The organism is Faecalibacterium sp. PGM34, from assembly GCF_054456555.1.
On the sequence record NZ_CM136898.1, the window covers coordinates 1,599,823 to 1,613,793 of the forward strand.

The following is a 13,971-nucleotide window of genomic DNA, read 5'->3' on the forward strand; positions in this document are numbered from 1 at the left end:
TAATAAGGTAAATGAGGAACAATATGGCTGCATTTGATTTTGCAAAAGTAAAAGACCCCACCTTTTTCAAGGAAAACGTGCTGAATGCTCATGCAAGTTTCCGTACTTACGCTTCCCGCGAAGAATATCGGACAGGCTCTTCTTCTTTGGCGCTGAAGCTGGACGGTATCTGGAAATTCGCCTACGCAAAGAACTACACCAGTGCCATCCCCGGCTTTGAAAAGACAGATTACGATTGCAGCGGCTGGGATGACATTCATGTTCCGGCACACATCCAGATGGAGGGCTACGACATTCCCCAGTACGCGAATGTTCAGTACCCGTGGGATGGCCGTGAAGAAGTACAGCCGGGCGAGATCCCGCAGCGGTTCAATCCGGTGGCAAGCTATGTAAAATACTTCGAGCTGCCGGACTCCATGCAGGGCAAGCCCGTCCACATCGAGTTCGAGGGTGTGGAAAGCGGCATGGCTCTTTGGCTGAACGGGTCCTATGTGGGTTACACCGAGGACAGCTTCTCCGCACACGCATTCGATCTGACTCCCTATCTCCAGCCGGGCGTGAACAAACTTGCCGTGCAGGTGTTCAAGTGGACTTCCTCCAGCTGGTGCGAAGATCAGGACTTCTTCCGCTTCTCCGGCATCTTCCGCAGCGTGTGGCTGTACGCCATCCCCACCGTGCATCTGGAAGATATATCCGTCAAAACGCTGTTTGCCGGGGATGATTTTACTCATTCCACGCTGGAAGTTGCACTGCAGGTGGAGGGCAAGGGCGCAGCCCGTCTGACCCTGCGCCGCAGTGAGCTGGAAGTGTTCTCCGAAAAAATCGCACTGAACGGCGGCTCTGTTCTGTTCAGCCATGCGGTGGAGAACCCCCACCTGTGGAGTGCAGAGGACCCGGCTCTGTATGAACTGGAAATCGAGCTGCTGGACGATGCAGGCCATCTGGTAGAGGTGACCGGGCAGAAAGTCGGTTTCCGCAAGTTCGAGCTGAAGAACAATCGGATGCTGCTCAATGGCAAGCGCATCGTGTTCAAGGGTGCCAACCGTCATGAGTTCAGCTCCATTACGGGTCGTGCTGTGGGCGTACACACCCATGAGGAACTGCTTCGGGATATCATCACCATGAAGCAGAACAACATCAATGCCATCCGTACCAGCCATTACCAGAATCAGGATGCACTGTATGACCTGTGCGACGAGTATGGTCTGTATCTGATCGCAGAGAACAATCTGGAATCCCATGGCACATGGGACATCCATCAGGCGGGCATTCGCGGCATCGAGGGCGTTTTGCCCAATGATAAGCCGGAGTGGAAAGCTGTCTTGTTTGACCGCATGAATTCCACTTACCAGCGTGACAAAAACCATCCTGCTGTTCTGATCTGGTCTCTGGGCAACGAATCGTTTGGTGGTGAGACCCTGCTCCAGATGGCAGAGATGGTCCGCCGCTTTGATGACACCCGTCTGGTGCATTACGAAGGTGTGGTCAATGATCCCCGCTTCCTCGAAACCACCGATATCGAGAGCCATATGTACAGCACGGTGAAGGACATTAAAGAGTATCTGGCACAGGGCGATAAGCGGCCTTATATCGAGTGCGAATATTCTCATGCTATGGGCAACTCCAACGGTGCTTTGCACAAGTACACGGAACTTGCCGACCAGAAGGACTGCGGCTATCAGGGCGGCTTTATCTGGGATTACATCGACCAGTCCATCTGGAAAAAAGACCGCTACGGCAAGTGGTTCCAAGCCTACGGCGGCGACTTCGGCGAGCGTCCTACCGACTATAATTTCAGCGGAAACGGCATTGCCTACGGTGGTGACCGTGCTCCTTCTCCCAAGATGCAGGAGGTCAAGTTCTGCTATCAGAACATCGCCGTTTCCATCGACAATTCTGGATTTGAAGTCTGGAATAAGAACCTGTTCACCTCTACGGGTGCTTTCGACTGCGTTGCTCTGCTGCACCGTGATGGAAAGCTGTATCAGCAGCAGAAACTGACCAATATTGATGTTGCTCCCGAAGAGCGTTCCAGCTTCCCGCTGCCGTTTATGGTCCCTGCGCTCCCCGGTGAATATGCAGTGACCATCAGCTTCCGTTTGAAGGAGGACACCAGCTGGGCAAAGAAAGGTCATGAAGTCGCCTTTGGACAGGGTGTGATCGCTGTGGTTCGTTCCATTCCCAGCAAGAAGGTCACGCCGTTTACCGTTACGCACGGTACACACAACATCGGTGTCCGTGGTGAGAATTTCGATGTTTTGTTCTCCGATCTGAACGGCGGTCTGACTTCCTACCGCTATGCCGGCAAGGAGATGATTCAGGAGATCCCCCGACCCAACTTCTGGCGCGCCCCCACCGACAACGACTGCGGCAACAACATGGGCGGCGTTCGCGGTCAGTGGAAGCTGGCAAGTCTGTACGCTACCGCCAAGGGCATCGGCAAGGAGATCCCGTCTGTTCATGGCGGCACCATCCTCCAGAACCCCACCTGCGAGGTGGAAGCCGACAGCGTGGTCGTGACCTATCTCTACAACCTCCAGACCAGCCCCGCAGCAGCGTGCAGCCTGCAGTACCGTGTGTTCGGTGATGGCCGCATCCAGACCACCCTGCACTATGACCCGGTGGAAGGACTTGCAGCAATGCCGGAGTTCGGCGTACTGTTCAAGATCGACGCTGACTACGACACGGTGGAGTGGTACGGAAACGGCCCTGCGGAGACCTACTGGGATCGTCAGCATGGTGCAAAGCTGGGCATTTACCAGAACAAGGTCGCAGACAACATGGCACAGTACCTTGTGCCGCAGGAGTGCGGTGCAAAGACCGCTGTGCGCTGGGCAAAGGTAGTGGACCGCAAGGGTCGCGGGCTGCTGTTTACCGCAGAGGCCGCAAAGCCCATGTTCTTCTCTGCGCTGCCCTACACCCCCCATGAAATGGAGAGTGCCAAGCACCCCTACGAGCTGCCCCCGGTCCATTACACGGTGATTCGTGCCATCGGCGAGCAGATGGGCGTTGGCGGCGATGACAGCTGGGGTGCCAATGTCCACCCGGAGTATATTCCTGATGTGACCAAGCCTGTGGAGTTCACCTTTACGTTCCGTGGCATCTGATGATTGCCCGCAAATGAGGTGTTCTCTGTGAAAAAAGCCAAAGATGCAGCAGCCTGCTGAAAAACCGAGCGGCAAACATTCCTTTTTGAAAACGGTGTAAAGTCAAAAATTGGAGGTTATATAGGAACCGCCTGCAAAAGCCTGAAAACGGTGCAGGCGAAGCAATGCAGCCCCCAAAAAGCCAGCTTCAGCAAAAAGAAAAGCACCACACATTTCTGTGTAGTGCTTTTTTCTGGTGGAGATTACCGGGATCGAACCGGTGACCTCTTGCATGCCATGCAAGCGCTCTCCCAGCTGAGCTAAACCCCCAGATGTCTTGCCTTGTGCCTGACGACGTGTGTAATTATACCAGCCGTAGGGGCGCTTGTCAACAGTTTTTTGAAAAATTTTTGCGGCAAAAGATCCCCGCAGGGCGTGTGCCCGGCGGGGATCGGGAAGCGGGGGAAAGCTCTTTTTAGAAAAACTACGCCTTAGCGTGCCTGACGGTCGAAGATCTGCGGGGCCACACGGCACAGCAGCACAGCTGCCACCATGGTGAGCAGGGTCTCGGGCAGCATATAGCTGCCGTTGTAGGTCAGGCTGTAAGTCCATGCGGCCAGACCATCGCTCAGGTTACCCCAGACCAGCACGCCGGACAAAAAGCTGCACATAAAGCGCAGGAAACCGGCAGCAAAGGTGCCCACGGCCACGCCCACGGTGCGGTTCTTGAAGGGGCGGGCGAACAGCTCGGCCAGACCCAGTGCCATAAAGGCCAGCACATAGTCCAGCAGCACCTCACCGAGGAAGTAGAGGAAGGTGGAGGCGGGAGGAGGGTAGAAGCCCATGATCATCTGCAGGCAGGAGTTCACGAAACCGGTGAACAGACCCCACTTTGCGCCGTGGCGGAAGGACACCAGCACAAAGGGCAGCATGCTCAGCAGGGTAATGCTGCCGCCGTTGGGCATGGTGAAGAACTTGATGTTGGAAAGCACCGTGCCAATGGCGATCATCAGGGCGCATTCCACCAGAATACGGGTCTTGGAATAGGTTTTGGACATGATGAAAAGATTCCTCTCTCATAGTAGTACACAAAAACAAAATGCGCCTGCCGACAGCAGACGCATGGAGGTTTGTTGAACGTACCGGACAGTTCCGCAAACTCCCTACGCCGGCATTGCCCGGATCAGGTAAAGGGTACTCCGCGCGATGCGGATCTCAGCCTTACGGCGCCCCTGTTTTTATGTCCGCCCACAGTATACGCGCCGGGGGACAAAAAGTCAAGCCCGCAGACATAATCCGCCCCGGCGGTGCGTATGTTATACCATTGCAAAGCTGGAACGCAGGGAGGCGGGATATGAAAGCCGATCCGGAACAGCGTGCCGTGCAGCTGGGCGAATATATTGCCGCCCACAACGCCACGGTGCGGGCAGCGGCGGCTGCGTTCGGGTGCAGCAAGTCCACCGTGCACAAGGACGTTGCCGTGCGGCTGCGCAGCATCAGCCCTGCGCTGTACGGGCAGGTGCGTGCCGTGCTGGCCCGCAACAAGGCCGAGCGCCATCTGCGGGGCGGGGCTGCCACCCGGCGCAGATACAGCCGCCGCTAAAGCCAAAAAAGACCGCTGCGCCGTGCAGCGGTCTTTTTTGGCTGGGACGTTCTTGAATGGCCGCCGCGCTGCTTTGGCCATATTCGGCGGAAAACATAATTATAATTTGTGGTTCAAAAACGTCTGCGGACGTTTTTGAACCACTTTTTCATAGGGGACGCAAAAAACAGCTATTTTATCCCCCGGTGTGGAACTGCTGCAAGGCACCTTTTTCCAACCGGCTTACCTGTGCCTGACTGATGCCGATCTCCTGCGCCACCTCCATCTGGGTCTTGCCGCGCAGATACCGCAGCTCCATAATGCGCTTTTCCCGGGGCGAAAGGGCGGCTACCGTATCGCGGAACTGCAACCCGCTGATCCAGCTTTCCTCGCTGTCCGGGTCGCGCACCTGATCGATCACATACATCGCATCGCCGCCGTCGGTGTACACCGGCTCGTCAAGGCTGAGCGGCTCCACTACCGATTCCAGCGCGGCGGTCACATCGCGCCGGGCAAGGCCCGCTGCGGCGGCAATTTCGTCCATGGTGGGCTCGCGCCCCAGCTGCTTTTCCAGCGTTTCCCGCGCCTGCATGGCGCGGTAGGCGGTGTCGCGCAGGGTGCGGCTTACCCGCAAGGCATTGTTGTCCCGCAGGAACCGCCGGATCTCCCCAATGATCATGGGCACGCCGTAGGTGGAGAACCGCACCGGCTGCGCGGGGTCAAAGTTGTCGATGGCTTTGATCAGCCCGATGCACCCCACCTGAAACAGATCGTCCAGATTCTCGCCCCGCTGGGCAAACCGCTGCACCACGCTGAGCACCAGCCGCAGATTGCCTTCCACCATCCGCGCCCGGGCAGCCTTATCCCCGGCGTGGGCAAGGGTGAGCAGCTGCCGCTTTTCCGCTTCGGTCAGCACGGGCAGCTGCCCTGTGTTCACACCGCATAGCTCCACCTTGTTGTACATCCAAACGCCCCCGGTCTTTTAGCTTTACCGGAAGTATGGCTCTGTGCGCCGGGCGCTATGCGTGGAAAAAATTGAGCGCCCCTCCGCAAAAGAGGGGCGCATTATAGACAAACCTGTAATTTTATGGTATGCTGTGACTGGCGGTGCAAGCCGTCCATCAGGCGCTGTGCCCACAAACGCAGGCGGCTAGCTCCTTACCGGTACCTGAGTGCCGGGTAAGAGCGAATTTTTTTCTTTGAAATCTCGATTCTCCCCGGACGCTTAAGGGCGGGAAGGGGGGATGCGTCATGACATTTGAACAGGTCGTATTGCTGCTCACGCTGCTCGGCGGAGCAATCTACATCACCTTTCAGATCACATGGACTGTATCACACAGTGATGATAAAAAGAAAAAATGACCGCCTTCATGATTCCCCAATCCTGAACGGTCATTTTTCTTTTGATCTAGTATGGTAAGGAGTTAGCCGTTTGTAAGGCCAGCGCCTCTTGTAGTTTCATTATACACGTTCCCACGCGGAATGTCAAGTGTGGCTACTCGCTTTCAAGGCGGGCTTTCAGGGTGTGGATGATGCGCTTTTCCAGCCGGGAAATATAACTCTGGCTGATGCCAAGGGCATCGGCGGCTTCCTTCTGGGTGCGCTCCACGCCGTCGGTAAGGCCAAAGCGCAGCTCCATGATCTGCCGCTCCCGTGCCGAGAGCGCCGCCACGGCGCTGCGCAGCACGGCGCGCTCGGCGTCCTGCTCCAGCTGCTGGCTTACCGCGTTGGCATCACTGCCAAGGATGTCCGAGAGCAGCAGCTCGTTGCCGTCGCCGTCCACGTTCAAAGGCTCGTCGATGCTGGCCTCTTGCCGGCGGTTGGAGCTTTTGCGCAGATACATCAGGATCTCGTTGCCGATGCAGCGGCTGGCGTAGGTGGCAAGCTTGATGCTGCGGGCAGGAGTGAAGGTGTTTACCGCCTTGATCAGCCCGATGGTGCCAATGCTTACCAAGTCCTCGGCGGGCACACCGCTGTTCTCGTACTTTTTGGCCAGATATACCACCAGCCGCAGGTTGTGGGTGATCAGTTCCTCCCGGGCGGCGGCATCCCCGGCGGCCATGCAGTCAAGCAGGGCTTTTTCCTGCTCGGGGGTCAGTGGCGGAGGCAGGCTGGGCCCGCCCGCCAGATAATGCACCGCGCCGCAGTAGCGCAAACGCCCCCATAGCCGCTGCCAGACCTTGCGGAAAAACTGCAACATGGATATCCCTCCTGTGCACCTTTTATTATATGTAATATAAGAGAACTCCCTCAGTCAAAGCCTGGCGGCTTTGCCAGCTCCCTCGGGGAGGGAGCCTCTGACGCTGCCGGAAACTTTTTCATTGCGCCTAAAGCTTTAGTAACGGACTTTAAAACTTGGCTCTCCCTCCGGGAGAGCTGGCGCGGAAGCGCCTGAGAGGGCGGAAAACTCCTACACCCCAACCTCCTCCGCTACGTCATCCCCCAGCAGCAGCGTCCATGGGCCGGTGGGGGCGTCCGGGGCGCAAAAAGCCGCCAGCAGGCCGGGCACGCGGCGCTGCCCACGGCACAGCGCGGCGGGCACGGCGGGCAGCAGACAGTGGCCGGTAACGGCGGCGCAGGGCACAAACTGCACCCCCAGCCCCGGGGGCGGGGCAGCACCGGCGGCAAACCAGCTGTCTAAGTAGGTACGCAGCGGCGCGGGCAGCCGGCTGCGCACCGGCGGGTACTGCACCAGCACCACCCGCCGCCCGGCAAGGGGGTCTTGCAGGGTAAAGCCGGTGTCGTGGTAGGCCTGTACGGGCACAGCCGCGCCCGCTATATGCAGCACGGCGGCAAAGCAGCCCCGCTGCGGGCGGCCAAACACTGCCAGCAGCCCGCGCAGCAGCGCATACACCCCGGCGCAGCAGAGCAAAAGCCGCCCCGGCCGCACCGGCAACAGCACATTCAGGTTGTTGGCCTGTACCCCGGGCAGCACCACCGCGCCGCACAACAGGCCGTTGAGCGCCGCATACCACCCGCACAGTCGGGCAAAGCTGCGCGTCCCGGGCACGCCGTAGCACACCGCCACCACCCCGCAGCAGCTGGCTATTTTATATAGTACCGCCAGCGGGGCGGGCCACGGCGGAGCCAGCAGGGCAAGGGTGCTTGCCGCAGCCGCCGCGCTGCCCGCGCACAGCCGCAGCCCGGTGCAGCTGCGCCCGCACAACAGCCCCGCGCCCAGCAGCAGCGCGGCGGCCGCGGCAAAGTTTACCAGCAGTAATTCGTCCACAAAAACAACTGTTTTCATTGCAAAGCACCGCCTTATGGTTCTGGTAGTCTATTTTTCACAAATTTGCGAAAAAACTTGTCACACCAGAAAAACCCGCATGAACAGTGCGGTTTTGCTACAAAAGACGGGACGAGGTTTCACAGTTTTTACACTTTTTTCAAAAAAGTACTTGAACATTTCTGGAAAGTGTGGTATATTATTGCCATCCTAGTAAGGATTGAGCCGGAAACACCGGTTCGAAAATAATTTTTTCTATTTTTGAAGGGAGTAATTCATTATGATGATGCCTGCAAATTTCTCTGCTGTGTCTGAGAACGAGATGACCTACGTTATGGGTGGTAGCATTGCTGAGTACCTGGCTCCTGTCATGGGCAAGAAGGAGTGGAGCAACTTCAGCAAGAACCTGGTGACCATCATTGGTAACAGCTACCTGAACAACTTCGTTGCTAACACTCTGGGCAACGTCTTCAGCGGCGGCTACGTACCCGGCGATGTTCTGGGCTCTTTCGGCGGCGACATCGTTGGCATTTGGAATGGTAACTACGCTGGCAATAACGCTTCCACGAAGGAGCAGATCCTGACTGGCATGAAGGGCGTTCTGAACGTTGGCCTGAACATCGTTGGCAACCTGGCTGCTATCTACAACCTGGGCTTCGGCACTGTTACCAACAAGGCTAAGGACGCTGCTATCGGTGTGTTTGGTGCCGTTGAAAAGTAATCAGCTTGATTGATTAATGCTTGCGTGACTGTACCCTTAGGGGTGCAGGGAACATACTAGCATAATAACACCCCCGTGGGCTTATGCCTGCGGGGGTGTTTTTTTACCCCTTCTGTCTCGCTTCGCTCGCCAGCTCCCCCAAGGGGGCGGCTTTTGGCAATGCCGGAAACTTTCTCTTTGCACCTGATGCTTTAGTAATGGGGCAGACAGCGTGCGCCCTCTCCGTCATCGCCTGTGGCGATGCCACCTCTCCCAAAGGGAGAGGCAAGAGCGCTGCCGGAAACTTCCTCATTATGCCTAATACTTTAGCAACGAGCCAAACGGCGTGCGCCCTCTCAGTCACCTGCGGTGACAGATTCCCCCTTTTTTCACCTACGGTGACATCTTCCCCCGGAGCGGGGGAAGTCTTTCCTCAAAGGGAGAGCCAAGAGCACGCCCATATACTTTGTCATTGCACCTGATACTTTAGCAACGGACTTTAAATCTTGGCTCCCCCCTTGGGGGAGCTGGCGCGGGAGCGCCTGAGAGGGCGTCTTTTGTACTGCCGGACACCTTGCGGTTTTGCCGCAAAGTTTCCCGCTGCCGCAAAAAGCCGTCCCCTTGGGGAAGGTGGCTTGACGCGCAGCGGCAAGACGGAAGGGGTACGTTCACACTTCTTTTACCAGTCTGTTACTTTCCGTTTTAGGCGGTTTGTGGTATACTATGGTCAACATGGGTCGCCATGGCAACATTGAAACAGACAGGATGTGAAATCCTCTTATGAAAGATGGTTTTTTAAAGGCAGCTGCCTTTTCGCCCGCGCTGCGGGTGGCAGACTGCACCTATAACGCACAGCAGGTGCTAGAGCAACTGCAAGCTGCCGCGCAGCGGGGGGTAAAGCTGGCGGTTTTCCCGGAGTTCTGCCTTACCGGCTACACCTGCGGCGATTTGTTTTTGCAGCGCACTTTGCAGCAGGGCGCACTGGATGCGCTGGAATGGCTGCTTGCGCAGACCCGCACGCTGGACACCGTGACGCTGGTGGGCTTGCCGCTTTTGGTGCACGGCAAGCTGTACAACTGCGCCGCCGTGCTGTGCCGGGGGCAGCTGCTGGGCATCGTGCCCAAGACCTACCTGCCCAACTACGGCGAGTTTTACGAAAAGCGGCAGTTCACCCCCGGCAGCACCGAGGTGCAGACGGTGACCGTCTGCGGGCAGCAGGTGCCCTTTGGCACATCGCTGCTGTTCCGCTGCCGCCAGATGCCCAGCTTTGTGCTGGGTGTGGAGCTGTGCGAGGATTTGTGGAGCGCGCTGCCGCCCTCCACCTTCCACGCGCTGGCGGGCGCGACCGTGATCGCAAACCTTTCTGCCAGCGATGAGACCGTGGGCAAGGCGGAGTACCGCCGCGCACTGGTGGCAAACCAGTCTGCCCGGCTGCTGTGCGGCTACCTGTACGCCTCGGCAGGGCACGGCGAAAGCACCACCGATATGGTGTTTGCCGGGCATGACCTCATCGCCGAGGACGGCAGCATCCTTGCCGAGACTGCACCCTTTGCGGGCGACCACGCCGAGACCGAGCTGGACTGCCAGCGCATGGAGGCCGAGCGTGCCCGCAACACCAGCTTTGAGCACAGCGCCGAGGGCTATGTCACGGTGGAATTTGACCTATCACCGGAGGAAACGGTGCTCACCCGCCGCATTGACCCCGCCCCCTTTGTGCCCGGCGACCCGCAGCGCCGCGCCGCCCGGTGCGAGCTGATTTTGAAGATGCAGGCCGATGGCCTTGCCAAGCGGCTGGAACACGCCCACGCAAAAACGGCGGTCATTGGTATTTCCGGCGGCTTGGACAGCTGCCTTGCTCTGCTGGTGGCGGTGCGCGCCATGAAGCAGCTGCACCGCCCCGCCGCCGATGTGCTGGCAGTGACCATGCCCTGCTTTGGCACCACCAAGCGCACCCGCAGCAACGCCGAGATTTTGTGCGGGGAGTTGGGCGTGAGCTTTCAGGAGATCCGCATTGCCAACACCGTGCGCAGCCACTTTGCGGACATCGGGCAGGATGAGACCGTGCTGGACGTCACCTTTGAAAACGGGCAGGCGCGTGTGCGCACGCTGGAGCTGATGGACCTTGCCAACCGCACCGGCGGCCTTGTGGTGGGCACGGGCGACCTTTCGGAGCTGGCGCTGGGCTGGGCGACCTACAACGGCGACCACATGAGCATGTACGGCGTAAACGCCGGTGTGCCCAAAACGCTGGTGCGCTATCTGGTGCAGTACGAAGCCGAAGCCGCCGCCACCGCCGCCTTGCACGATGTGCTGCTGGATATTCTGGCTACCCCGGTCTCGCCGGAGCTGCTGCCCGCCAAGGACGGCGAAATTGCACAGATCACCGAGGATTTGGTGGGCCCCTACGAGCTGCACGATTTTTACCTGTATTATGTGCTGCGCTGCGGCTTTGGCCCAGCTAAAATTTACCGGCTGGCAAAGGCTGCTTTCGCGGGCAGGGCAGAGTACACGGATGCCGTGCTGTACAAGTGGCTGCGCAACTTCTATTGGCGCTTTTTTGCCCAGCAGTTCAAGCGCAGCTGCCTGCCGGACGGCCCCAAGGTGGGCAGCGTGACCCTTTCGCCCCGGGGCGACTGGCGGATGCCCAGCGATGCCTGTGCCACCCTCTGGCTGGCAGAGCTGGAGCAGCTCAAGCCCGGGGAGCAGTAAGCCATGAAGAACAAAAAGCTTTTGACCAATATCCTGTTTGCAGTGGTGGTGCTGGCCATCGCAGCGGTGCTGCTGGCTGTGCGCAGCCACAACGCTACGGGCGGAAAACTGGCTGCCCAGCTGATCTACGGCGACGACAACGCCGTGCTGGACATTCCGCTGGACAAAGATGAAACTTACAGTGTGAACACCGGTTATTATACGGTGCATATAGAGGTAAAGGACGGCAGAGCGCGGTTTATTGAATCGCCCTGCCCGGATCACATCTGCGAGGGCTTTGGCTGGCTGTCGGCGGAGGATCAAACTGCCACCTGCCTGCCTGCCCGCGCCGTGCTGACCATCGTTCCGGTGGGCTGAAAAAGGAGTATTCTCATGTTGGACGAAAACGAGCATTCCCGCAAGGAGGACGGGCGTTCCCTGCACCGTCTTTTGCACAAGGCTGAGCAGCAGGACGCCACCGTAGAGGTGGACAGCGCCGCGTTTTTCTCGGAGCTGCCGCCGGAGCAATCCGCTCCGCCGCCCCGCCGCCCGCAGCAAAACACCCCCCGCAGCACTGCTGGCGGGGCAAATGGGGCGTACCTGCCCCCGAAACGAGGGAAGATCTTGCTGGTCGTACAGGCAATTTTAAGCGTTCTGGCGCTGGTGCAGCTCTGGCGCACCCAAATGCTGCCGGTGCTGTATCTGGTGGTGCTGGCGGCGCTGCTGGCGCTGCTGTGGCTGCTGGTCAAGCGCTGTCAGGAGTACAAAACTGCAGGCACGGTGTCCCGGGTGTTCTCGGTGGTGCTGTGCGCCGCCATGGCACTGGGCTGCGTGTGGGCGCAGCAGGGCCTTGCTGCGCTGGGCGATATGACCACCGGTTTTTTGAGCAACGCCGAGGCGAAAAAGATCACCAAAGAGCCTTTTGTGGTGTACCTGAGCGGTGTGGATACCCGCGGTGATCTGACGGAAAAAGCACGCAGTGATGTGAATATCATTGCCGCAGTGAACCCCGTTACCAAGCAGGTGGTGCTGATCAACACCCCGCGCGATTACTATGTGGACCTTGCCGGAACGAACAGCAAGGATAAGCTGACCCACGCCGGGCTTTACGGTGTGCAGACCAGCATGGACACCCTTGGCAACCTGTATGGGGTGGACGTGCAGCACTACATCCGCATCAATTTTGCAGGGTTTATCAACATTGTTGATGCGCTGGGCGGCGTGGATGTGTACTCCGATCAGGCGTTCACCTCGGTGGGCAGCCCCGGCTACTACGACCCCACCACCTTTGCCGAGGGCTGGAACCATCTGGATGGCAAGGCTGCGCTGGCCTTTGCCCGCGAGCGCCACGCCTTTAAAACCGGCGATGTGCAGCGCGGCATCAACCAGATGAAGGTGATCGATGCCATGCTGAACAAGATCAAGTCCCCGGCGCTGCTGATGGGATTTTCCAAGATCATGGATTCTGCTGCCGATTGCTTCGTCACCAGCCTTTCCCAGAACCAGATCAGCGCACTGGTGCGGATGCAGCTGAGCGATTTTGCGGAGTGGAATATTGAAAGCTACACCGTTACCGGCTCCTCCGGCAGCAGCACCAAGTGCTATTCTGCCAAGGGGCAGAAGCTCTACGTCATGAAGCCGGACGAAAGCTCTGTGGCAAAGGCCAAAGAGATGATCGCGGCGGTGCTGGGCGGCGAGGGTACGGTAAGCTCCACCACCCAGACCCCGGAAAAGACGGACGTGCACACCCCCACTACCGACCCCGATGCCGCTGTCTCAGTGCCCGAAACGCCTGCCGACAGCGTGATCGTGGAAGAGCCTGCGGAGAGCGTGCCGGAGCAGCCCGCCGAACAACCGGCAGAGCAGCCCACCGAGCAGCCCGCAGAGACGCCCGCCGAGCAGCCCGCTGCTACCGAGACGCCCCAGCCGGAGACCACCCCCGCCGAGGGCGGCAGCACCGAGACGCCTGCCGTCAGCCTGCCCACGCAGGAGCAGGTAGAACAGGCCGCCGGCTCGCTGTACAGCGCCGCCTCCACCGTGCTGGATGCCATCCTTGGCGCAGGCGGGAACTGAGCAACCCTTTTGCGTGAAATGCAATTAAAAATGATCATTCCGCTGAAAATGCCCAAAGCGCACGCGGCGGGCATTTTCAATGGTCTTGCTAACAACAAAGAGGTCACTGCACAAATCCTGTGCGGTGACCTCTTTTTACGTTGCTGCAATAAAAAACGCTGCCTGCAACCGCAGACAGCGCAAAACCACAAAAGGGAAAACGAGATAGACCGTAAGCCGGGTTCTGTATTAAACGACGATCTGTCTAGGCCTGCCATTGCTGACAGGCTCGTGCCGCCTTCGGGACACGCGAGCAGCGCTGTACGTCCCATATAGGCGTTGCTTCCGGTAGGGTTTACAAAGCCGCATGGTCACCCATGCGCTGGTGAGCTCTTACCTCGCCGTTTCATCCTTACCGCATTGCTGCGGCGGTTTGTTTTCTGCTGCACTTTCCCTAAGGTCACCCTCGGCTGCCGTTAGCAGTTACCGTGCTCTGTGAGGCCCGGACTTTCCTCAGAGCGGTCAAAGCCGCCCCGCCGCCGTATGTTCCACTCGTTTTCCGTTCCTCATGATACCATAAAAAAGTAAGATTTGCAAGTGAAACGGATTTTTGTTATAATATCATTTGTGTTTTTGT

General features: G+C 58.5%; 10 protein-coding genes, 1 tRNA gene, 1 other RNA gene and 1 riboswitch. Of the genes, 6 read left to right on the forward strand and 6 right to left on the reverse strand.

Annotated features, from left to right (window positions below):
• Nucleotides 1-23 precede the first annotated feature (23 nt).
• Complete coding sequence (gene lacZ / locus ACXPUX_RS07535) at nucleotides 24-3,107, forward strand: beta-galactosidase, LacZ type (protein WP_458827768.1); 3,084 nt, start codon at nucleotides 24-26, stop codon at nucleotides 3,105-3,107.
• Between the two features lie 233 nt (nucleotides 3,108-3,340).
• Here lacZ and ACXPUX_RS07540 read toward each other — a convergent pair.
• Both ACXPUX_RS07540 and thiT read right to left on the reverse strand, forming a co-directional pair.
• Nucleotides 3,341-3,416, reverse strand: a tRNA-Ala gene (locus ACXPUX_RS07540).
• 161 nt (nucleotides 3,417-3,577) lie between these two features.
• Nucleotides 3,578-4,144, reverse strand: a complete 567-nt coding sequence (gene thiT, locus ACXPUX_RS07545) for an energy-coupled thiamine transporter ThiT (RefSeq protein WP_117929824.1) — start codon at nucleotides 4,142-4,144, stop codon at nucleotides 3,578-3,580.
• An 85-nt stretch (nucleotides 4,145-4,229) separates the two neighbouring features.
• Nucleotides 4,230-4,330, reverse strand: a riboswitch (TPP riboswitch).
• 110 nt (nucleotides 4,331-4,440) lie between these two features.
• Between thiT and ACXPUX_RS07550 the strand changes: the two genes are divergently transcribed.
• Nucleotides 4,441-4,689: a sporulation transcriptional regulator SpoIIID gene (locus ACXPUX_RS07550; protein ID WP_015537824.1), complete on the forward strand. Its 249-nt coding sequence runs from the start codon at nucleotides 4,441-4,443 to the stop codon at nucleotides 4,687-4,689.
• Between the two features lie 175 nt (nucleotides 4,690-4,864).
• Here ACXPUX_RS07550 and sigG read toward each other — a convergent pair whose 3' ends face one another.
• From sigG to ACXPUX_RS07565, 3 genes are all read right to left on the reverse strand, one after another.
• Nucleotides 4,865-5,632 carry an RNA polymerase sporulation sigma factor SigG gene (gene sigG / locus ACXPUX_RS07555; RefSeq protein ID WP_458827769.1) on the reverse strand — a complete coding sequence of 256 codons (768 nt, stop codon included), beginning with the start codon at nucleotides 5,630-5,632 and terminating at the stop codon, nucleotides 4,865-4,867.
• Between the two features lie 531 nt (nucleotides 5,633-6,163).
• Complete coding sequence (locus ACXPUX_RS07560) at nucleotides 6,164-6,868, reverse strand: sigma-70 family RNA polymerase sigma factor (protein WP_249240300.1); 705 nt, start codon at nucleotides 6,866-6,868, stop codon at nucleotides 6,164-6,166.
• Nucleotides 6,869-7,078: 210 nt separating this feature from the next.
• The gene (locus tag ACXPUX_RS07565) at nucleotides 7,079-7,915 is read right to left on the reverse strand and encodes a sigma-E processing peptidase SpoIIGA (protein ID WP_458827770.1); all 837 of its coding nucleotides are present in this window, start codon (nucleotides 7,913-7,915) and stop codon (nucleotides 7,079-7,081) included.
• Between the two features lie 259 nt (nucleotides 7,916-8,174).
• Between ACXPUX_RS07565 and ACXPUX_RS07570 the strand changes: the two genes are divergently transcribed.
• From ACXPUX_RS07570 to ACXPUX_RS07585, 4 genes are all read left to right on the forward strand, one after another.
• The gene (locus tag ACXPUX_RS07570) at nucleotides 8,175-8,615 is read left to right on the forward strand and encodes a hypothetical protein (RefSeq protein WP_458827771.1); all 441 of its coding nucleotides are present in this window, start codon (nucleotides 8,175-8,177) and stop codon (nucleotides 8,613-8,615) included.
• Between the two features lie 759 nt (nucleotides 8,616-9,374).
• The gene (locus ACXPUX_RS07575) at nucleotides 9,375-11,303 is read left to right on the forward strand and encodes an NAD(+) synthase (RefSeq protein ID WP_458827772.1); all 1,929 of its coding nucleotides are present in this window, start codon (nucleotides 9,375-9,377) and stop codon (nucleotides 11,301-11,303) included.
• A gap of 3 nt (nucleotides 11,304-11,306) precedes the next feature.
• Nucleotides 11,307-11,660 (forward strand): NusG domain II-containing protein, encoded by a 354-nt coding sequence (locus tag ACXPUX_RS07580; protein ID WP_458827773.1) that lies wholly within the window; start codon nucleotides 11,307-11,309, stop codon nucleotides 11,658-11,660.
• A gap of 15 nt (nucleotides 11,661-11,675) precedes the next feature.
• On the forward strand, nucleotides 11,676-13,355 hold the full coding sequence (locus ACXPUX_RS07585) for an LCP family glycopolymer transferase (RefSeq protein ID WP_458827774.1): 1,680 nt from the start codon (nucleotides 11,676-11,678) through the stop codon (nucleotides 13,353-13,355).
• Between the two features lie 196 nt (nucleotides 13,356-13,551).
• Here ACXPUX_RS07585 and rnpB read toward each other — a convergent pair.
• Nucleotides 13,552-13,889: RNase P RNA component class A (rnpB, locus tag ACXPUX_RS07590), an RNA gene on the reverse strand.
• Nucleotides 13,890-13,971 lie beyond the last annotated feature (82 nt).

Excerpts from the sequence above, each read along its gene's own strand:
- ACXPUX_RS07580 (WP_458827773.1), top strand. The coding sequence starts at position 11,307 with ATGAAGAACAAAAAGCTTTTGACCAATATCCTGTTTGCAGTGGTGGTG.
- ACXPUX_RS07560 (WP_249240300.1), bottom strand. The coding sequence starts at position 6,868 with ATGTTGCAGTTTTTCCGCAAGGTCTGGCAGCGGCTATGGGGGCGTTTG.
- ACXPUX_RS07550 (WP_015537824.1), top strand. The coding sequence starts at position 4,441 with ATGAAAGCCGATCCGGAACAGCGTGCCGTGCAGCTGGGCGAATATATT.
- ACXPUX_RS07565 (WP_458827770.1), bottom strand. The coding sequence starts at position 7,915 with ATGAAAACAGTTGTTTTTGTGGACGAATTACTGCTGGTAAACTTTGCC.
- ACXPUX_RS07585 (WP_458827774.1), top strand. The coding sequence starts at position 11,676 with ATGTTGGACGAAAACGAGCATTCCCGCAAGGAGGACGGGCGTTCCCTG.
- ACXPUX_RS07570 (WP_458827771.1), top strand. The coding sequence starts at position 8,175 with ATGATGATGCCTGCAAATTTCTCTGCTGTGTCTGAGAACGAGATGACC.
- thiT (WP_117929824.1), bottom strand. The coding sequence starts at position 4,144 with ATGTCCAAAACCTATTCCAAGACCCGTATTCTGGTGGAATGCGCCCTG.
- lacZ (WP_458827768.1), top strand. The coding sequence starts at position 24 with ATGGCTGCATTTGATTTTGCAAAAGTAAAAGACCCCACCTTTTTCAAG.
- ACXPUX_RS07575 (WP_458827772.1), top strand. The coding sequence starts at position 9,375 with ATGAAAGATGGTTTTTTAAAGGCAGCTGCCTTTTCGCCCGCGCTGCGG.
- sigG (WP_458827769.1), bottom strand. The coding sequence starts at position 5,632 with ATGTACAACAAGGTGGAGCTATGCGGTGTGAACACAGGGCAGCTGCCC.